Source organism: Ectopseudomonas alcaliphila, assembly GCF_900101755.1.
GTDB classification, from domain to species: domain Bacteria; phylum Pseudomonadota; class Gammaproteobacteria; order Pseudomonadales; family Pseudomonadaceae; genus Aquipseudomonas; species Aquipseudomonas alcaliphila.
This window is the reverse complement of record NZ_FNAE01000005.1, coordinates 183629-202021: the sequence shown is the minus strand read 5'-3', so window position 1 is coordinate 202021 and position 18393 is coordinate 183629. Positions and strand designations below refer to the sequence as shown.

The following is an 18393-nucleotide window of genomic DNA, read 5'->3' as shown; positions in this document are numbered from 1 at the left end:
TTCAGTTGGCTTTGCCGCCAGGAAGCACGGCATTTGCGGGAATAACCTGCATTATGCGAGGTACGAGGCGGCCGTCAATTGGCTGCTTGCACAGTACCGCCTTATGGTCGGGTATGGCGGCTGAATGGTCATCAGGCGCACTGCAACCCGGGAATCGCTGGCAGCATACGTGGTGCGCGGATGCGCAGGCGCTTGTGTCGATTGAGTTCGCCGCTTTCCAGGCTCACCTGACTCTTGGCCACGCCAAAAGCCTTGGCCAGAAAGGCCAGCAGATGGGCATTGGCCTTGCCCTCGACCGGTGGGGCGGTAAGGCGGATCTTCAATCGATCACCATGCAGCCCGGCGAACTCGTCCTTGCTCGCCTTGGGCTGCAGGTGGCAGTCGAGGATCAGGTCCTCGCCGTCCCAGCGGTAGAAGCTCATGCCGAGAACCTGCTCAAAGTTTGCTGCGCGTCGGCTTTGCTGCGTTAAAAACAGGCTCGGAATGCTCATTTATCATTCGTAAACTCCGCTTCCTCGCCTGTTTTTGCCTTGCATAGCGCTAGCTCGCGAGCCTTTGAACAGGCTCTCAGAGGAAGGGGCTGAGCATCGGTGGCAGGCCGGTGGAAGCGGCCAGGCCGCCAATCACGAAGCGATCGATCAGATTGATGGTGATGAAGGCGAAGATCGGCGAAATATCCAGGCCGCCGAGGTTCGGCAGCAGCTTGCGGAACGGCGCCAGCAGCGGTTCGCAGATCTGATTCACCAGCTGCGCGCCCGGGTTGTAGCTGCCCGGGGCGACCCAGGAGAGGATCACGCTGATGATCAGGGCGAAGAAGAATACCTTGAGAAACAGCGAGGTCACGCCGATCAGTGACCACACCAGCAGTTGCAGGATGAAGCCGCCGACGTTGTAGCCCATCAGGGTCAGGGTCACCACCATCAGCAGCAGTTGCACCAGAATGGCCAGGACCAGCGAGGCCAGATCGAGCCCGGCGAAACCGGGGATGATCCGCCGCAGGGGCGTCACCAGCGGCTGCGTGGCCTTGACGATGAACTGGCTCAGCGGGTTGTAGAAGTCCGCGCGTACCAGTTGCAGGATGAAACGCAGCAGGACGATCAGCAGGTACAGGCTGCCGAGGGTCTGAATGATGTAGATCAGGGCTTCGATGAGTCCGGACATGTGTGCTTCCTTTATTGGCCCAGTTGTTCGGCGAGTTCGGCCGAGCGATTGGCGGCGGCATTCAGTGCCTGTTGTACCAGCGCTTCGAAGCCGCCGGCCTGGAAGGTGTTGATTGCCGCTTCGGTGGTGCCGTTCGGCGAGGTGACGCGGCGACGCAGCTCACTGGCGTCGACGTCGCTCTCGCTGGCCATGCGCGCTGCACCCAGCGCGGTCTGGATGCTCAGGCGTGCAGCAGTTTCGCGCGGCAGGCCAAGCTGCTCGCCAGCCTCGGTCATCGCCTCGATCAGCAGGAAGAAATAGGCCGGGCCGCTGCCGGATACGGCAGTGACAGCATCGATTTGCGCTTCGTTATCCAGCCACAGGGCCAGACCGACGGCGCTCAGTACCTGCTCGGCCTGGGCTTTCTGCTCGGCGCTGACGCGCGGGTTGGCGAACAGGCCGGATACACCCTGGCGCAGCAGTGCCGGCGTATTGGGCATGCAGCGTACGACGGGACGCTCGCCCAGCCAGCTTTCCAGGCTGGCGCAGCTGATGCCGGCGGCGATGGAGATGATCACTTGATTGGAGGCCAGGTGCGCGGCGAGATCCAGGCATACCGCCTTCATGATCTGCGGCTTGACTGCCAGCACGATCAGGTCGGCGCCTTTGATCGCTTCGGCATTATCCGAAAAGGTGGCGATGCCGTGTTCCCGCTGCAGGCGATTGCGTTGTTCGCTGCCGGGCTCGCTGGCGCGGATGGCGCTGGCCGGCACGCCCTGCGCACGCAGGCCGCCAATCAGGCTGGCGGCCATGTTGCCGGCGCCGACGAAGGTGATGATCGGGTTGCTCATTACGGGAGTTCCTTCATTCAGTGTGTGGGCTGGCCGTAATCGCGGGCGCCGAACAGGGCGGTGCCGATCCGTACCCAGGTGGCGCCTTCGGCGATGGCAGCCTCCAGGTCATGGCTCATGCCCATGGACAGGGTATCGAGGTCCAGCGCCAGGTCATCACGCAATTGGCGCAAGTGGGCGAAGGCGGCATGTTGCGCGGCGACATCGTCGGTGGGTTCGGGAATCGCCATCAGCCCGCGCAGGCGCAGGTTGGGCAGGGCGGCGACGGCCTTGGCCAGCTCTGCCAGCTCTTCGGGGCTGCAGCCGGATTTGCTGTCCTCAGCGCTGACGTTGACCTGCAGGCAGATATTCAGCGGCGGCAGGTGTGCGGGGCGCTGCTCGGAGAGGCGTTGGGCGATTTTCAGGCGATCCACCGAATGTACCCAGTCGAAATGCTCGGCGATTGGCCGGGTCTTGTTCGATTGAATGGGGCCGATGAAGTGCCAGATCAAGGGCAGATCGTCCAGTTCGGCCTGTTTTTCCAGCGCTTCTTGCAGGTAGTTCTCGCCAAAATCGCGAAGGCCTGCAGCGTGGGCTTCGCGAATGGCCGCTGCTGGTTTGGTCTTGCTCACCGCGAGCAGGCCGATATCCGCCAAATTGTGCTGCGAGGCTTGCGCCGCCTCACGGATGCGCGCTCCGACCTTTGCAATATTCTCTGCTATCGTGGACATTAATTGCGCTCTATAAAGCCCTACCTCTAGAGAGGGCGTCTACAAATTGCTGCGCTTGGCCATGCTGCGTCGAAGTCACCCTCAAAATGCTCATGTACAGCTCGTACACTGCGCTTTTTCGTCTGACTTCGCCTTGCCTGACCTTCGCTCGCTGCTTTGTAAACACCTCTCAGGGTTTGCGGCATTCTACCTGCTTGCTTGTAATTGGGGAGTCCCATGGATATCACTGAGCTGCTCGCCTTCAGCGCCAAGCAAGGCGCGTCGGATTTGCACCTCTCGGCGGGTCTGCCGCCGATGATCCGCGTCGACGGCGATGTACGCCGCATCAACCTGCCGCCGCTGGATCACAAGCAGGTACACGCGCTGATCTACGACATCATGAATGACAAGCAGCGTAAGGACTTCGAAGAGTTCCTCGAGACCGACTTCTCCTTCGAAGTGCCGGGCGTGGCGCGTTTCCGGGTCAACGCCTTCAATCAGAACCGTGGCGCTGGTGCGGTGTTCCGTACCATTCCGTCCAAGGTGCTGACCATGGAAGACCTGGGCATGGGCGAGGTGTTCCGCAAGATCACCGACGTGCCGCGCGGCCTGGTGCTGGTCACCGGCCCCACCGGTTCGGGCAAGTCGACCACCCTGGCGGCGATGCTCGACTACCTCAACAGCAACAAGTACCACCATATTCTCACCATCGAAGACCCTATCGAATTCGTCCACGAATCGAAGAAGTGCCTGGTCAACCAGCGTGAGGTGCACCGCGACACCCATGGCTTCTCCGAAGCCCTGCGTTCGGCCCTGCGCGAAGACCCGGACATCATTCTGGTGGGTGAGATGCGTGACCTGGAGACCATCCGCCTGGCGCTGACCGCCGCGGAAACCGGCCACCTGGTATTCGGCACCCTGCACACCACCTCCGCCGCCAAAACCATCGACCGCGTGGTCGACGTGTTCCCGGCCGAGGAGAAGTCGATGGTGCGTTCGATGCTGTCGGAATCGCTGCAGGCGGTGATCTCGCAGACCCTGCTGAAGAAGATCGGCGGCGGTCGTGTCGCGGCACACGAAATCATGATCGGCACTCCGGCCATCCGTAACCTGATCCGTGAGGACAAGGTCGCGCAGATGTATTCGTCGATCCAGACGGGGGGCGCCCTGGGCATGCAAACCCTCGATGCCTGCCTGAAGACGCTGGTGTCCAAGGGGCTGGTCAGCCGCGACAGTGCGCGCGAGAAGGCCAAGAGCCCGGAAAACTTCTAGGAACTGATGCAGGAGCGAGCAGAGCTCGCTCCTACGATTCGGCAGATGGCTGTCGAACGGCATTGCACACGAAGCTGCGAGAACGACGATGGAATTCGAAAAACTACTGCGCCTGATGGTCGAAAAAGGCGGCTCCGATCTGTTCATCACCGCTGGCGTACCGCCGTCGATGAAGGTCAATGGCAAGATCATGCCGGTGACCAAGAACGCCATGTCGCCGGAGCAGACCCGGGAAACCGTGTTGGGCGTGATGAACGAGGCGCAACGCCGCGACTTCGCCGAGAACCATGAGTGCAACTTCGCCATCAGTGCCCGTGGTATTGGTCGTTTCCGCGTCAGTGCCTTCTACCAGCGCAACCTGGTGGGCATGGTGCTGCGCCGCATCGAGACCAATATTCCCACCCTCGACGATCTCAAACTGCCGGAGATTCTCAAGAAGCTGGCGCTGACCAAGCGTGGTCTGGTGTTGTTCGTGGGTGCCACCGGTACCGGTAAATCCACCTCGCTGGCGGCGATGATCGGCTACCGCAACAAGAACAGCAGCGGCCACATCATCTCCATCGAAGACCCCATCGAGTACATCCACCAGCACCAGAACTGCATCGTCACCCAGCGTGAGGTGGGCATCGACACCGAGTCGTTCGAAGTGGCGCTGAAGAACACCCTGCGTCAGGCGCCGGACGTGATCCTGATCGGTGAGGTACGGACCCGCGAGACCATGGATCACGCCGTGGCCTTCGCCGAAACCGGTCACCTGTGCCTGGCCACCCTGCACGCCAACAACGCCAACCAGGCGCTGGACCGCATCATCAACTTCTTCCCGGCCGACCGGCAGAATCAGGTGTGGATGGATCTGTCGCTCAACCTCAAGGCCATCGTCGCCCAGCAGCTGGTGCCGACCCCTGATGGCAAGGGTCGCCGTGCGGTGATCGAGGTGCTGATCAACACCCCGTTGGCCGCCGATCTGATCCGCAAGGGCGAAGTGCACGAACTCAAGGGTTTGATGAAGCGCTCCACCGAGCAGGGCATGCAGACCTTCGACCAGGCGCTGTACAACCTCTACACCCAGGGCGAGATCACCTACGAAGATGCGCTGCTCTACGCCGACTCGGCCAACGACCTGCGACTGATGATCAAGCTCGGTTCGGAAACCGACGGCGATCACCTGACCAGCATGGCCCAGGGTCTGGCGCTGGAGGTCAGCGAGGAAGATCCGGGGCGTCGCTTCCGCTGACGCAGCCAGACGGGGGACGCGATGCGTCCCCTTCGTTTATCTGGGCGATGCGTTTGCCCTTTCTGCCTGCCAGCACCAGTGCCTGGCCGTCGCGCTGTGCGCCGGCGCGTGCTTCGCTCATCAGTTGCGGAATCAGCGGGCCTTCCGGCAGGTGCTTCCAGAATCGCGTTGGCAGATGCTGCTGCATCACCGTGCGATTGAGTCGCGCCGGGTTGAAGGTGCTGCCGTAATAGGCGCGCCACAGGGCCTGGCCGTCATCCTCGGATTGTTGCGCCCAGGCCTGCCATTGCGCCGGGCAGCGGTGCTCATGCTGCAGGCGCTGGCCATCCCAGTAAACGCCATCGCGCGACGTTGCGATCAGCCAGCTGTGCTTGCCCAGGCGCTCGGCGAAGTGGTTGCTGGCCGAGGCGAGAATGTCATGTGCCGGTTCGAACCAGGCGACGAAGTCTGGCGCGCCAGCAACCGTGCACGGCTGAAAACGTACGAAAGCATGCAGGTGATGGGCCTCGCGGCGCACCGCCTTGAGCCGGCGATGCAGTTCGCTGCCGTCGGGGTCGCCGGCCAGCACGGCGCTGCGCTCGCCCTGCACGAAGCGCCAGAGTACGCGGTAGAGCAGGCTCCAGCGCTCGTCGCCGCGGTATTGTGCGGCGCTCTCCAGCAGCTCCAGCAGTTCGGGCGATACGCGCAGACGACCGTTGGGCTCCGGCGCGCGTTCGGCGGGCTGATCGAACAGGCCAGGCGCCGCCTCTTCATCCAGCCACTGCAACTGATGCGGCGCCAGACCCTGCAGCAGGGCACGGCGCGCGGCCTGGCGCCAGGTGGCGAAGGTACCGTCGAAGCGCAGGCTGTGCATCACCACAACGCCATCTGCGCCGGGGTATCGCGCAACTGCTGGCGCAGCACCACGGACTCGTGTTCGGCCCTCGGCGGCCGGTAGTCCTGGGTGACGATGAAGGGCTTGGCCTTTTCCAGCACGCAGCGCAGACGGGTCAGATCCTCGAAGCGGATGCGTCGCTCACGCCGTAGTGCGCCCAGGCGCCGTGCACTGAGCATGCCGATGCCGGGCACGCGGGCGATCAGCGACTCGTCTGCACGGTTCAGGTCCACCGGAAACTGCTCGCGGTTGGCCAGCGCCCAGGCCAGCTTGGGGTCGATGTCCAGTGCCAGGTTGCCGGGGCCAGCCAGCAGCTCCGTGGCGCTGAAGCCATAGCCGCGCATGAGAAAATCCGCCTGGTACAGGCGATGCTCGCGCAGCAAGGGCGGCGCCTCGAAGGGCACGGTTTTCGGGCTCTGCGGAATCGGGCTGAAGGCCGAGTAGTAGACGCGGCGCAGGCGATAGTCCTGATACAGGCTCTGGGCGTTGTGCAGGATGGCGCTGTCGTCGGTGGCATCGGCGCCGACGATCATCTGCGTGCTTTGCCCAGCCGGGGCGAAGCGCGGCGCGCGGCGTTCTTCCTGGGCCTCACGCTCGCCCTGATGAATGTTGTGCATGGCCTGGTGGATGCTGCCGACGTTCTTTTCCGGTGCCAGGCGCACCAGGCTGGTTTCGGTGGGCAGTTCGATGTTGACGCTGAGGCGGTCGGCGTACAGACCGGCTTCGGCGATCAGCTCCGGTGCGGCATCGGGAATGGTCTTGAGGTGAATGTAACCACGGAACTGGTGCTCCTGGCGCAGCAGCTTGGCGACGCGGATCAACTGTTCCATGGTGTAGTCGGCCGAGCGGATGATGCCGGAGCTGAGGAACAGGCCGCTGATGCAGTTGCGCTTGTAGAAGTCCAGGGTCAGGGTGACCACTTCCTCGGGCGTGAAGCGCGCACGCGGCACGTCGCTGGAACGCCGGTTGATGCAGTACTGGCAGTCGTACAGGCAGAAGTTGGTCAGCAGGATCTTCAGCAACGCCACGCAGCGTCCGTCCGGCGTGTAGCTGTGGCAGATGCCCATGCCGTTGGTCGAGCCGATGCCGTCCTTGCCCTTGGAGCTGCGCTTGGGTGCGCCGCTGCTGGCGCAGGAGGCATCGTACTTGGCGGCGTCGGCGAGGATGGTGAGCTTTTCGATCAGTTGCATGGCAGGCGATATCTATACTGTTTTTTTATACAGTATATGGGTGTCGTACAGCTATCAAGCCATTCGTTGTGTTGCGCTGCCTCATTGCAGATGAAACCTTCACTCGGCGCGCAGCGTCATAGCTGCATCTCGCACAAGGAGTTCGCCATGCAACGACAGGATACGCACAGCAAGCTGATCGGCTATCTGCTGTGGATCTTCGGCTTTCTCGGTTCGCACCGTTTCTACTATGGCAAGCCGGTCACCGGCACCATCTGGTTTTTCACCCTCGGCCTGCTGTTCATCGGCTGGATCATCGACCTGTTCCTGATCCCGGCGATGGATCGTGAGGCGGATTTGCGTTTTACCGCTGGCGACACCGACTACAACGTCGCGTGGATCCTGCTGACCTTCCTCGGTGTGTTCGGTGTGCACCGCATGTATCAGGGCAAGTGGATCACCGGGATCATCTACCTGTTCACCGGCGGCCTGTTCCTGATCGGCGTGCTCTACGACTTCTGGACGCTCAATACGCAGATCTCGATCAAGAACGCGCAGCGCGATTGATCCGCTGGTGCGCACGGTGCACCCGAGGGTCTTCGCGTCGTAGCCCGGATGCAATCCGGGAGAGATGAAAAGGGCATCCCGCGGGATGCCCTTTTTCATAACGCTGGCGGAGTCAGTCGTCGCTGTCGTCGTCATCCCCACCGTCGACCTTCATTCCCAGTTCCTTGATCTTGCGGGTCAGGGTGTTGCGACCCCAGCCCAGCAGCAGAGCGGCGTCGCGGCGGCGGCCGGCAGTGTGCTTGAGCGCGGTCTCGATCATGATGCGTTCGAAGGCCGGCACGGCGGTATCCAGCAGGTTGGATTGGCCGCGCGCCAGGGCCTGGTCGGCCCACAGGCGTAGCGCCTGCTCCCAGTTGGTCACCGGCGCGGCGTCCTGCGGTTGGGTCAGTAGCTCCGGTGGCAGGTCGTCGACATGCACTTCGCGGCCCGACGCCATGACGGTGATCCAGCGGCAGGTGTTTTCCAGTTGGCGCACGTTGCCCGGCCAGGGCAGGTGCTTGAGGTAATCCTCGGTCTCGCTCTTGAGCAGCTTGGGTTCAACCGACAGTTCCTGCGCGGCGCGGGCGAGGAAGTGATGAGCCAGGGTCGGAATGTCCTCGCGGCGGTCGGCCAAACGCGGGATATGGATACGGATCACGTTGAGGCGATGGAACAGGTCCTCACGGAACTTGCCGGCCTGCACCAGGGTTTCCAGGTTCTGGTGGGTGGCGGCGATGATGCGCACGTCCACCTTCACCGGGGTGTGGCCGCCGACGCGGTAGAACTCGCCATCGGCCAGTACGCGCAGCAGGCGCGTCTGGGTGTCGGCCGGCATGTCGCCGATCTCGTCGAGGAACAGGGTGCCGCCATCGGCCTGTTCGAAGCGGCCGCGACGCTGGTTGGCCGCGCCGGTAAAGGCGCCTTTCTCGTGGCCGAACAGCTCGGATTCCATCAGGTCCTTGGGGATCGCCGCCATGTTCAGGGCGATGAAGGGCGCGGCCGCGCGCGGGCTGTGGCGGTGCAGGGCATGCGCCACCAGCTCCTTGCCGGTACCGGACTCGCCGTTGATCAGCACGGTGATATTGGAGTGGCTGAGGCGTCCAATGGCGCGGAACACCTCCTGCATCGCCGGCGCTTCGCCGATGATTTCCGGGGTGCGTGCCTGCGCGGCGGGCGCGGCCAGGCTCTGTTGCTCCTGGGCGTGCTGGAAGGCACGTTTGACCAGCGACACGGCCTCGTCGACGTCGAACGGCTTGGGCAGGTATTCGAAGGCGCCGCCCTGGTAGCTGGCCACCGCGCTGTCCAGGTCCGAATGCGCAGTCATGATGATCACCGGCAGGCGCGGGTACAGCTCGCGAATGCGGGCCAGCAGATCGAGGCCGCTGGCGCCGGGCATGCGGATATCGGAGATGATCACGTCCGGCTGTTGGCGGGTCAGGCGGGCGAGTACACCGTCGGCACTGTCGAAACTCTGGGTGGTCATGCCTTCCTGTTGCAGGGCCTTTTCCAGTACCCAGCGGATGGAACGATCGTCGTCGACAATCCAGACGGTTTCACTGCGGCTCATGGCGTGGGCGCTCCTTGTTCCAGCGGTAGGAAGATCGAGAATACGGTGTGGCCGGGATAGCTCTCGCACTCGATCAGGCCCTGGTGCTGACTGATGATGTTCTGGGTAATCGCCAGGCCCAGGCCGGTGCCGTCGGCACGCCCGCTGACCATGGGATAGAAGATGGTTTCCTGCAGCTCAGGTGGGATGCCCGGGCCGTTGTCGATGATCTCGACCTTGACCACCAGGCGGTGGCGCGTGTGGCCGATGGTGAATTGGCGCAGGGTGCGGGTACGCAGGCTGATGCGCCCGAGGCCCATGTCGTGCTTCTGCCCGGCGATGGCCTGCATGGCGTTGCGCACGATATTGAGCACGGCCTGGATCATCTGTTCGCGGTCGATCAGCAGGTCCGGGATGCTCGGGTCGTAGTCGCGCACCAAAGTGATGCTGCCCTGGCTTTCCGCTTCGATCAGGTTGGCGACGCGCTCCAGCACTTCGTGCACGTTGGTCATCGCCAGCGACGGCAACTTGTTCGAACCGAGCATGCGGTCGACCAGATTGCGCAGACGGTCGGCCTCTTCGATGATGACGTTGGTGTAGTCCTTGAGCTCTTCGTTGGGCAGCTCGCGTGACAGCAGTTGTGCCGCGCCGCGAATGCCACCGAGCGGATTCTTGATCTCGTGGGCCAGGCCGCGTACCAGCAGTTTGGTGGTCTCCTGCTTGGACAGCTGCGCTTCTTCCTTGGTGATGCGCAGCAGGCGGTCGCGTGGGTGGACCTCCAGCAGCAGCAGGGTCTCGCCCTTGCTGAACAGTGGCGTCACCGCGTAGTCCACGGTCAGCGTCTGGCCGGTGACCGAGGTCAGCACGGCTTCACGCTTGTTGAACGGATGTGCCTGCTCCACCGCCTGGCGCAAGGATGACAGCGCCTCGGGCGATTCGGTGAACAGGTCACTGATGAACTGACCATGGCTGCGCTGGCCGCTGACGGCCAGGAGCATTTCCGCCGCTGGGTTCATGTACTCAAGGCACAGCTGGCTGTTGAGCAGAAGAGTGGCGGTGGTCAGGTTGTCGAGTAGCAGTCGGTGCAGCGCGTCGTTGATGGTCATAGGCAGTGCGTTCCGGCGATGGGCAGGAAAATGCAAGAAGCAAACCAAGGCCCCGAAAAGACGCATTTTTTGTGGCCTGCCATCCCTGGCGGCCCCTCTTTGGGCCGTCGCAAGCGACGTCAAAAATGGCTCCCGGCAATTTTTTGTGCGATCTGCCCGGGGTTTGGTGGTGCTGCGGCGAAGCAGGGCGGGGAAAAGCGACCCAAAACAGGGAGAGCTTAGGAGGTGGTGCGTCCGATTGCACCATTAAGGTGCAATCGAATTCAGAAGAATGGAAGGATGCTGGCCTCTTCCTTGGGCTTGTCTTTCAGTGGGCATTCAGGGCGAACGCCGTACTCATCCTTCTTGCACGGATTGATCTTGCGCTTCTGTGCCAGGGTCATGCGGTGCATGTGGAAGGGTTGCGCCGGCGTGCGCTCGACGATGAGCCCGGCGGAATCGATGATCTCGGCCACCAGTTGGTGTGTGCCGCGGTCGATGTGCTGCAGGGAGAATACCGGGCTGCGGCTGATCTCGCCTTGGGGCTCGCCATCGAGCAGCAGCCGGTAGCTGTGTCCGGGCAGCAGGCCCGGCTCGCTGTTGAGGGTGACGATCATGTTGCCGGAACCGTTGTGGATCGAGGCGTCTGGCTCCGGCACGAGAATGCGCAGCACCTGATAGTGCACGGTCGGTTTGCTTGCTGCGGGTGCCGGGGCCAGGCGCTCCGTGGGTTTGGGCTGGCTTCGTTCCATGCTGTTGGACGGCGCCAGCATTACCCGTTCGGCACTGCTGCTGCGCGGCTTGTCAGTGAATACACGGTTACCTTCAGCGTCGATGTAGGTATAGACCTGAGCCGAAGCAACTTGGGTGATGAACAACAGGCAGAGTAGCAGTGTACGCATCGTGATCAGTTCGCAGGTTTCGGAGTCGGGCGTGGCGGTGGTGGTGGCGGTGAGGCGGGCTGACGGGCAGGGCTGTTGACGCTGACGCGCTGCACGGTAAAGGTTTCGGTTGCGCTCTGCTGGATGATGCGTTCGCCCGCGACGACCGCCACAGCGAGGCTGTGCTCACCTCGGTCGACATTGGTCAGCTGCAGGCTCGGCACGTTGCTGGCCTGGCCGTATGGCTCGCCATCAAGAATCAGGCGCAGACGATGGCCCGGTTGCAGGCGTGGCTGGATGCTGACCCCGACGACGAAGGTGCCGTTGTTGGCGCGCATGGCTTCATCATCCGGAATACCGGTCAGGCTCAGCAAGGAATAGGGCGCGGCGCTCTGTGCAGAGGAGTTGTCGCTGGTTTCCGCAGGAATGCTGGGCGTCTGCATGTCTACCGTATTGGTTGGCGGCAGGTTGACGCTCTCGGCTGGCGTGCCATCCGGTGGCTGGTTGGTGAAGACCGTGTTGCCGTTGGCGTCGATGTACTTATAGATCTGCGCACTGACCGGCAGGGCCAGGGCAAGCAGCAGGCAGGCGAGTAACGGGCGCATGGGGCGATCCTTCCGCGGATTATGCGCTAAGCCTTGCACTGCTGGCGGTTCCTGGCAAGCGCAGGGCGCCATGGCTGTGATGTTTGGCTACAAATCGGTTCGGCACCATGGGTGCCGATTGCGAGGGGGCGCTGTGCGCGCGGTTAGCCTTCGCTGATACCGCAGGCTGGTGCGCTTGGCGCATTCTGCGAGTGGGGGCGCTGGCGGAATGAAAAAAGCCCCGCCAGGCAGGGCCGGGCGGGGCTTTCGAGCGCGCCGCACGAGGGCGGCGCGAAACTGGTTTAGACGCTGTAGTACAGGTCGTATTCCAGCGGGTGTACGAAGGTGCGTACCTTGATTTCTTCTTCGGACTTCAGCTCGATGTAGGCATCGATGAAATCGTCGGAGAACACGCCGCCCTTGGTCAGGAACGCGCGGCCCTTGTCCAGCTCTTCCAGGGCTTCTTTCAGGCTGCCGCACACCTGCGGGATCAGCTTGCCTTCTTCCGGCGGCAGGTCGTACAGGTTCTTGTCGGCCGCATCGCCCGGGTGGATCTTGTTCTGGATGCCGTCGATACCGGCCATCAGCAGAGCAGCGAAGGCCAGGTACGGGTTGGCAGCCGGGTCCGGGAAACGCGCTTCGATGCGGCGGGCTTTCGGGCTGGCAACGTACGGGATACGGATCGAAGCGGAGCGGTTGCGAGCCGAGTAGGCCAGCATTACCGGCGCTTCGAAGCCCGGAACCAGACGCTTGTAGGAGTTGGTCGACGGGTTGGTGAAGCCGTTCAGGGCCTTACCGTGCTTGATGATGCCGCCGATGAAGTACAGAGCGGTCTCGGACAGACCGGCATAGCCTTCGCCAGCGAAGGTGTTCTTGCCGTCTTTGGAGATCGACATGTGTACGTGCATGCCCGAACCGTTGTCGCCGTACAGCGGCTTCGGCATGAAGGTAGCGGTCTTGCCGTAGGCGTCGGCTACGTTGTGCACGCAATACTTCAGGGTCTGAACTTCGTCAGCCTTGGCCACCAGGGTGTTGAACTTCACGCCGATTTCGTTCTGACCGGCAGTGGCCACTTCGTGGTGGTGAACTTCGACGACCAGGCCCATTTCTTCCATGGCGTTGCACATGGCGGTACGGATTTCGTGGTCGTGGTCGCACGGCGGAACCGGGAAGTAACCGCCTTTGACGGCCGGACGGTGGCCCTTGTTGCCACCTTCGACGTCGCCGTCGGTCATCCAGGAGCCTTGCTCGGAGTAGATTTTGAACATCGAGCCGGAGATGTCGGACTTGAACTTCACTTCGTCGAAGATGAAGAACTCCGGCTCCGGGCCGACGAATACGGTGTCACCGATGCCGGTGCCTTTGAGGAACTCTTCAGCGCGCTTGGCGATGGAGCGCGGGTCGCGGTCGTAGCCTTGCATGGTGCTCGGCTCGATGATGTCGCAGACCAGGATCAGGGTCGGCTCTTCGGTGAACGGGTCCAGAACGGCGGTATCGTCTACCGGCATCAGGATCATGTCGGAGGCTTCGATGCCTTTCCAGCCATGGATGGACGAGCCGTCGAACATCTTGCCGTGCTCGAAGAAATCTTCGTCCAGGGCGTCACGGGCCGGCATGGTCACGTGGTGCTGCTTGCCCTTGGTGTCGGTGAAGCGCAGGTCTACCCACTTCACGTCGTGTTCTTTGATCAGTTGAACAGCCTTAGACATGTTGTCCTCCAGGTGGAAAAGGCTCTTATCGATAAGCCTTGAAGATGCGGTGAAGCCCGGCGGGATAGTCCGTCAGGGCGACCTGCCTCACAAGGGAGCAAATTGCATGCCAGTGCCCTTTATTGGGCAGAAGCCGCGAAACTCAGGTGCTGCGCCGTCTGCGCGCTAATTCGTCAAGAATATTTGCACCATTTAAGGGCTGTTATTTTCAAGAAAGATCCATTTTGGTGCGCCATGTAAGGGGTGCAGTATTTTTGGTCAAAGCTTGAACAATTTCCGCTATAATCCGCGCCCCTGTTTTTTCGTCGCCTCGAGCGTGCGCTCTATTCATGAAGCTCATCGTCAAAGTTTTCCCGGAAATCACCATCAAGAGCCGCCCGGTGCGCAAGCAGTTCATCCGCCAGTTGGGGAAGAACATTCGCTCCGTGCTGCGTGATCTTGACCCCGAACTGCGGGTGACCGGTGTCTGGGACAACCTCGAGGTCGAAACCGACCTGGACGATCCGCGCCTGCTGAGCGAGATGACCGAGCGCCTGCGCAACATGCCGGGCATCGGTCTGTTCCTTGAGGTCAATGAATACCCGCTGGGTGACCTCGACGACATCACCGAGCACTGCAAGCGTCATTACGCCGAGCAGCTGCCGGGCAAGATCTTCGCAGTGCGTTGCAAGCGCGGCGGCAAGCATGAATTTTCTTCCATCGATGTCGAGCGTCACGTCGGTTCGCGCCTGCGCCGCGAATGCGATGCGGCTGGCATCGACCTGAAGAAGCCGGAAGTCGAAGTGCGCATGGAGATTCGCGACCAGCGCCTTTTCGTGGTGCACAACCGTCACGAGGGCCTCGGCGGTTACCCGCTGGGCTCGCTGGAGCAGACCCTGGTGCTGATGAGTGGTGGTTTCGACTCCACCGTGGCGGCCTACCAGATGATGCGTCGCGGCCTGGTCAGCCACTTCTGCTTCTTCAACCTCGGTGGCCGCGCCCACGAACTGGGTGTGATGGAAGTGGCGCACTATATCTGGCAGAAGTTCGGCCGCTCGCAGCGTGTGCTGTTCGTCAGCGTGCCGTTCGAGGAAGTGGTCGGCGAAATTCTCGGCAAGGTCGACAACAGCCAGATGGGCGTTATCCTCAAACGCATGATGCTGCGCGCCGCCACTCGGATTGCCGAGAACCTGCAGATCGAAGCGCTGGTTACCGGCGAGGCGATCAGCCAGGTTTCCAGTCAGACCCTGACCAACCTTGCGGTGATCGATTCGGCCACCGACATGTTGGTGATGCGCCCGCTGATCGCCAGCCACAAGCAGGACATCATCGACACCGCCACGCGTATCGGCACCGCCGAGTTCGCCAAGAACATGCCCGAGTATTGCGGCGTGATCTCGGTCAACCCGACCACCAAGGCCCGTGGCTATCGCATCGAGCACGAGGAAGCCCAGTTCGACATGGCCATCCTCGAGCGCGCGCTGGAGCGCGCCACCCAGTTGCCGATCGACCGCGTTATCGACGAATTGGGCAAGGACGTGCAGGTCGAGGAAGTACGTGAAGCGCTGGCCGGGCAGATCGTCATCGACATCCGCCACCCTGATGCCGCCGAAGACGAGCCGCTGAACGTTCCGGGCATCGAAGTGCAGGCGCTGCCGTTCTACGCGTTGAACAACAAATTCAAGGAACTGGATGAGAATCGCCAGTACCTGCTGTATTGCGACAAGGGCGTGATGAGCCGCCTGCACGCCCACCATCTGCTGAGCGAGGGACATGCCAATGTGCGCGTTTATCGTCCGGCATAGAACGCCGGGGCTTAATGGCGGAAGTATCCGCCATCGCCCTCCCGACCGTTCGCCTGCGGCGACACCCCATTCAGCTCGCTGAAACAGTTTTCTTCATATTCGTCGTCCAGGCTGGGCGACACACCGAATCCTCTGATCGAGATACACACAGTGATCGAAAATCTGCGCAACATCGCCATCATCGCCCACGTCGACCATGGCAAAACCACCCTCGTCGACGCCCTGCTGCGTCAGTCCGGCACCCTGGAGCGCAACGAGCTCAACGACGAGCGCGTGATGGACAGCAACGACCAGGAAAAAGAGCGCGGCATTACCATTCTGGCCAAGAACACCGCCATCAAGTGGAACGACTACCGCATCAACATCGTCGACACCCCCGGCCACGCCGACTTCGGTGGTGAAGTTGAGCGCGTGATGTCGATGGTCGACTCCGTACTGCTGGTGGTCGACGCCCAGGACGGCCCGATGCCGCAAACCCGCTTCGTGACCAAGAAGGCCTTTGAAGCCGGCCTGCGCCCGATCGTCGTGATCAACAAGATCGACCGTCCGGGCGCGCGTCCAGATTGGGTCATGGACCAGATCTTCGACCTGTTCGACAACCTCGGTGCCACCGATGAGCAGCTCGACTTCCAGGTCGTCTACGCCAGCGCCCTGAACGGCATTGCCGGTCTCGACCACACCGCCATGGCCGAAGATCTGACCCCGCTGTACCAGGCCATCGTCGATCACGTGCCGGCACCGAACGTCGACCTCGACGGTCCGTTCCAGATGCAGATCTCCGCGCTGGACTACAACAGCTTCCTCGGCATCATCGGCGTTGGCCGTATTGCTCGTGGCAAGGTCAAGCCGAACACCCCGGTGACTGCCATCGACGTCGACGGCAAGAAGCGTAACGGCCGTATCCTCAAGCTGATGGGCCACCACGGCCTGCACCGTGTGGACGTCGAAGAAGCCACCGCCGGTGACATCGTCTGCGTCAGCGGTATGGATCAGCTGTTCATCTCCGACACCCTCTGCGACATCAACCACGTCGAAGCGATGAAGCCGCTGACCGTCGACGAGCCGACCGTGTCGATGACCTTCCAGGTCAACGACTCGCCGTTCTGCGGCAAGGAAGGCAAATTCGTCACCAGCCGCAACATCAAGGAGCGTCTGGACAAGGAGCTGCTGTACAACGTGGCCCTGCGCGTTGAAGAAGGCGACAGCGCCGACAAGTTCAAGGTCTCCGGCCGTGGCGAGCTGCACCTCTCGGTACTGATCGAAACCATGCGTCGCGAAGGCTTCGAAATGGGCGTTGGCCGTCCGGAAGTGATCATCCGCGAAGTCAATGGCGTCAAGCAGGAGCCGTTCGAGAACGTCACCATCGACATCCCTGAAGAATCCCAGGGCAAGGTCATGGAAGAAATGGGCCTGCGTAAGGGCGACCTGACCAACATGTCGCCGGACGGCAAAGGTCGCGTGCGTCTGGAGTACAACATCCCGGCGCGTGGCCTGATCGGCTTCCGCAACCAGTTCCTGACCCTGACCAACGGCGCGGGCATCCTGACCTCGATCTTCGATCGTTACGACACCGTGAAGGCCGGTACCATGTCCGGCCGTCAGAACGGCGTACTGGTTTCGATCGATACCGGCAAGGCGCTGACCTACTCCCTGGAAACCCTGCAGGCGCGCGGCAAGCTGTTCGTCGAGCACGGCCAGGAAATCTACAACGGTCAGATCGTCGGCCTGAACAGCCGCGACAACGACCTCGGCGTCAACCCCACCAAGGGCAAGAAGCTCGACAACATGCGTGCTTCGGGCAAAGACGAAACCATCGCCCTGGTGCCGCCGGTTCGCTTCACCCTGGAGCAGGCGCTGGAGTTCATCCAGGATGACGAGCTGTGCGAAGTGACGCCGAAGTCGATTCGTCTGCGCAAGAAGATCCTCGACGAAGGCGAGCGCACCCGCGCTGCCAAGAAAGCCAACAAGGCCTGACGCTCAGCGACTGGTCTTGAGCTGTAAATGAAAAGCCCCGCCAGAGCGATCTGGCGGGGCTTTTTGTTACGAGGATGGTTTTGGGGCGTCTGTTAAGTCGCGAGTTGATATCATTCGACGCGAGTACCCTGTGTTTTTAGGCGTAATGCCTCGCGAAGTGTTGGTAGGGAGGTGTATGCCAATGAATGGCCTGACAGTTTTGATTCTAGCCGCTGAGAGCGGTATCAAGCAGGAGCGCTGGACTTCACAGTCAGCTCCCAAACAGTTGATTTCAGTACGGGGTGAGACCCTTCTGGGGCGTACGCTGCGCCTGCTCGAGGAGCGAGGCGTGAGCCAGCCTTGGCTGCTGACAGCAAGCGAAACGCTGGCACGATATCCGGTTCTGAGCTGGTGCCCGCTGCAGCGAGACACCAAAGCGCACAGTCTATTATCGGCGGACGCGCTTGCCGGGGGGGGAGGCTTGCTGGTGCTTTACAGCGATGTTTACTACTCCGAGGCTGCTATAGCCAAGATTCTTGCGTGTGAGAACACGCACTTCTACGGGCGTGATGGCCGAAGTGCCTACACCTTCAAAGACTACGGTGAGCTATTCGCTGTGCGTATTGCTGCCGATGATCGAGAGCGTGCGCGTTTGGCTTTGGCCGACGTTATCGCGTTCTATCAACGCACGGGGAATCAGAGTTTTTGGGCGTTTTACAGATTGATGGCTGGGTTGCCGCTGGATGACAACAAGGCCATTGAGCGTCGCATCTTCGTTGACGTTCATGATGAAACGGACGACATCGACTTTGCTGAGGAAGTCCCGCTACTACTCGCGGCCATCGATAAGCCGTTACGTTGGCGGGTACGGCATCTGTTGCGTCGATTGAGTCTGGCTAACAAAAGACGTCGTGAGCGAGCACGTATCTCAGCTGCGAAGGCGGCATCTTCAGCCTAGAGATCAATTCAGCTGAGAGCTGGCAACGAACTCGAAGATCAGGTCTGGATCGCAGAAAACCCCCTGCATCCGGCAGGGGGCAGGCTCAGTCGTATCGCGGCCTGCAGGCCAGCAGCCC

17 protein-coding genes are annotated in these 18393 nt (G+C 61.7%); 6 read left to right on the top strand and 11 right to left on the bottom strand.

What is annotated here, in order from left to right; translation table 11 throughout:
- Window positions 1-131: 131 nt before the first annotated feature.
- The 4 genes from BLR77_RS17105 to BLR77_RS17090 all read right to left on the bottom strand — a co-directional run bounded on the left by BLR77_RS17105 (window position 132) and on the right by BLR77_RS17090 (window position 2701).
- Window positions 132-422 carry a DUF167 domain-containing protein gene (locus tag BLR77_RS17105; protein ID WP_074679943.1) on the bottom strand — a complete coding sequence of 97 codons (291 nt, stop codon included), beginning with the start codon at window positions 420-422 and terminating at the stop codon, window positions 132-134.
- Window positions 423-567: 145 nt separating this feature from the next.
- A complete protein-coding gene (locus BLR77_RS17100; RefSeq protein WP_074679940.1) occupies window positions 568-1161 on the bottom strand; it encodes a YggT family protein in 594 nt (197 codons plus the stop codon).
- A gap of 11 nt (window positions 1162-1172) precedes the next feature.
- On the bottom strand, window positions 1173-1991 hold the full coding sequence (proC, locus tag BLR77_RS17095; RefSeq protein WP_074679937.1) for a pyrroline-5-carboxylate reductase: 819 nt from the start codon (window positions 1989-1991) through the stop codon (window positions 1173-1175).
- Between the two features lie 17 nt (window positions 1992-2008).
- On the bottom strand, window positions 2009-2701 hold the full coding sequence (locus tag BLR77_RS17090; protein WP_074679934.1) for a YggS family pyridoxal phosphate-dependent enzyme: 693 nt from the start codon (window positions 2699-2701) through the stop codon (window positions 2009-2011).
- A gap of 216 nt (window positions 2702-2917) precedes the next feature.
- Here BLR77_RS17090 and BLR77_RS17085 point away from each other — a divergent pair, with 216 nt between their 5' ends.
- Both BLR77_RS17085 and BLR77_RS17080 read left to right on the top strand, forming a co-directional pair.
- Window positions 2918-3952: a type IV pilus twitching motility protein PilT gene (locus BLR77_RS17085; RefSeq protein WP_045735678.1), complete on the top strand. Its 1035-nt coding sequence runs from the start codon at window positions 2918-2920 to the stop codon at window positions 3950-3952.
- An 88-nt stretch (window positions 3953-4040) separates the two neighbouring features.
- The gene (locus BLR77_RS17080) at window positions 4041-5186 is read left to right on the top strand and encodes a PilT/PilU family type 4a pilus ATPase (RefSeq protein WP_074679932.1); all 1146 of its coding nucleotides are present in this window, start codon (window positions 4041-4043) and stop codon (window positions 5184-5186) included.
- Here the strand turns inward: BLR77_RS17080 and BLR77_RS17075 are convergent.
- Complete coding sequence (locus BLR77_RS17075) at window positions 5152-6039, bottom strand: TIGR03915 family putative DNA repair protein (RefSeq protein ID WP_074679930.1); 888 nt, start codon at window positions 6037-6039, stop codon at window positions 5152-5154. The two genes, BLR77_RS17080 and BLR77_RS17075, sit on opposite strands and share 35 nt — an antisense overlap.
- On the bottom strand, window positions 6039-7250 hold the full coding sequence (locus BLR77_RS17070) for a putative DNA modification/repair radical SAM protein (protein WP_074679927.1): 1212 nt from the start codon (window positions 7248-7250) through the stop codon (window positions 6039-6041). Before BLR77_RS17070 ends, BLR77_RS17075 begins: the two co-directional genes overlap by 1 nt.
- A gap of 147 nt (window positions 7251-7397) precedes the next feature.
- On the opposite strand from BLR77_RS17070, the gene BLR77_RS17065 reads away from it, so the two are divergent.
- Window positions 7398-7796, top strand: coding sequence for an NINE protein (locus BLR77_RS17065; RefSeq protein WP_074679924.1), 399 nt, complete (start codon window positions 7398-7400; stop codon window positions 7794-7796).
- A 112-nt stretch (window positions 7797-7908) separates the two neighbouring features.
- On the opposite strand, the gene ntrC is transcribed toward BLR77_RS17065, so the two are convergent.
- The 5 genes from ntrC to glnA all read right to left on the bottom strand — a co-directional run bounded on the left by ntrC (window position 7909) and on the right by glnA (window position 13580).
- Window positions 7909-9342: a nitrogen regulation protein NR(I) gene (gene ntrC, locus BLR77_RS17060; RefSeq protein ID WP_074679921.1), complete on the bottom strand. Its 1434-nt coding sequence runs from the start codon at window positions 9340-9342 to the stop codon at window positions 7909-7911.
- Window positions 9339-10427 (bottom strand): nitrogen regulation protein NR(II), encoded by a 1089-nt coding sequence (gene glnL, locus BLR77_RS17055; RefSeq protein WP_017675830.1) that lies wholly within the window; start codon window positions 10425-10427, stop codon window positions 9339-9341. The genes ntrC and glnL overlap by 4 nt, the downstream gene beginning before the upstream one ends.
- A gap of 263 nt (window positions 10428-10690) precedes the next feature.
- On the bottom strand, window positions 10691-11308 hold the full coding sequence (locus BLR77_RS17050) for a DUF4124 domain-containing protein (RefSeq protein ID WP_074679918.1): 618 nt from the start codon (window positions 11306-11308) through the stop codon (window positions 10691-10693).
- Window positions 11309-11313: 5 nt separating this feature from the next.
- On the bottom strand, window positions 11314-11892 hold the full coding sequence (locus BLR77_RS17045; RefSeq protein ID WP_074679915.1) for a DUF4124 domain-containing protein: 579 nt from the start codon (window positions 11890-11892) through the stop codon (window positions 11314-11316).
- Between the two features lie 281 nt (window positions 11893-12173).
- Window positions 12174-13580 (bottom strand): glutamate--ammonia ligase, encoded by a 1407-nt coding sequence (gene glnA / locus BLR77_RS17040; protein ID WP_072424925.1) that lies wholly within the window; start codon window positions 13578-13580, stop codon window positions 12174-12176.
- 329 nt (window positions 13581-13909) lie between these two features.
- On the opposite strand from glnA, the gene thiI reads away from it, so the two are divergent.
- The 3 genes from thiI to BLR77_RS17025 all read left to right on the top strand — a co-directional run bounded on the left by thiI (window position 13910) and on the right by BLR77_RS17025 (window position 18275).
- On the top strand, window positions 13910-15364 hold the full coding sequence (gene thiI / locus BLR77_RS17035) for a tRNA uracil 4-sulfurtransferase ThiI (RefSeq protein WP_074679912.1): 1455 nt from the start codon (window positions 13910-13912) through the stop codon (window positions 15362-15364).
- Between the two features lie 150 nt (window positions 15365-15514).
- Window positions 15515-17338: a translational GTPase TypA gene (gene typA, locus BLR77_RS17030; RefSeq protein WP_074679909.1), complete on the top strand. Its 1824-nt coding sequence runs from the start codon at window positions 15515-15517 to the stop codon at window positions 17336-17338.
- A 181-nt stretch (window positions 17339-17519) separates the two neighbouring features.
- On the top strand, window positions 17520-18275 hold the full coding sequence (locus BLR77_RS17025; RefSeq protein ID WP_074679907.1) for a hypothetical protein: 756 nt from the start codon (window positions 17520-17522) through the stop codon (window positions 18273-18275).
- The last annotated feature ends 118 nt before the right edge of the window (window positions 18276-18393 follow it).

What these genes read in the sequence shown, in the direction of transcription:
- BLR77_RS17105 (WP_074679943.1), bottom strand. Translation starts at nt 422, where the DNA reads ATGAGCTTCTACCGCTGGGACGGCGAGGACCTGATCCTCGACTGCCAC.
- BLR77_RS17100 (WP_074679940.1), bottom strand. Translation starts at nt 1,161, where the DNA reads ATGTCCGGACTCATCGAAGCCCTGATCTACATCATTCAGACCCTCGGC.
- proC (WP_074679937.1), bottom strand. Translation starts at nt 1,991, where the DNA reads ATGAGCAACCCGATCATCACCTTCGTCGGCGCCGGCAACATGGCCGCC.
- BLR77_RS17090 (WP_074679934.1), bottom strand. Translation starts at nt 2,701, where the DNA reads ATGTCCACGATAGCAGAGAATATTGCAAAGGTCGGAGCGCGCATCCGT.
- BLR77_RS17085 (WP_045735678.1), top strand. Translation starts at nt 2,918, where the DNA reads ATGGATATCACTGAGCTGCTCGCCTTCAGCGCCAAGCAAGGCGCGTCG.
- BLR77_RS17080 (WP_074679932.1), top strand. Translation starts at nt 4,041, where the DNA reads ATGGAATTCGAAAAACTACTGCGCCTGATGGTCGAAAAAGGCGGCTCC.
- BLR77_RS17075 (WP_074679930.1), bottom strand. Translation starts at nt 6,039, where the DNA reads ATGCACAGCCTGCGCTTCGACGGTACCTTCGCCACCTGGCGCCAGGCC.
- BLR77_RS17070 (WP_074679927.1), bottom strand. Translation starts at nt 7,250, where the DNA reads ATGCAACTGATCGAAAAGCTCACCATCCTCGCCGACGCCGCCAAGTAC.
- BLR77_RS17065 (WP_074679924.1), top strand. Translation starts at nt 7,398, where the DNA reads ATGCAACGACAGGATACGCACAGCAAGCTGATCGGCTATCTGCTGTGG.
- ntrC (WP_074679921.1), bottom strand. Translation starts at nt 9,342, where the DNA reads ATGAGCCGCAGTGAAACCGTCTGGATTGTCGACGACGATCGTTCCATC.
- glnL (WP_017675830.1), bottom strand. Translation starts at nt 10,427, where the DNA reads ATGACCATCAACGACGCGCTGCACCGACTGCTACTCGACAACCTGACC.
- BLR77_RS17050 (WP_074679918.1), bottom strand. Translation starts at nt 11,308, where the DNA reads ATGCGTACACTGCTACTCTGCCTGTTGTTCATCACCCAAGTTGCTTCG.
- BLR77_RS17045 (WP_074679915.1), bottom strand. Translation starts at nt 11,892, where the DNA reads ATGCGCCCGTTACTCGCCTGCCTGCTGCTTGCCCTGGCCCTGCCGGTC.
- glnA (WP_072424925.1), bottom strand. Translation starts at nt 13,580, where the DNA reads ATGTCTAAGGCTGTTCAACTGATCAAAGAACACGACGTGAAGTGGGTA.
- thiI (WP_074679912.1), top strand. Translation starts at nt 13,910, where the DNA reads ATGAAGCTCATCGTCAAAGTTTTCCCGGAAATCACCATCAAGAGCCGC.
- BLR77_RS17025 (WP_074679907.1), top strand. Translation starts at nt 17,520, where the DNA reads ATGAATGGCCTGACAGTTTTGATTCTAGCCGCTGAGAGCGGTATCAAG.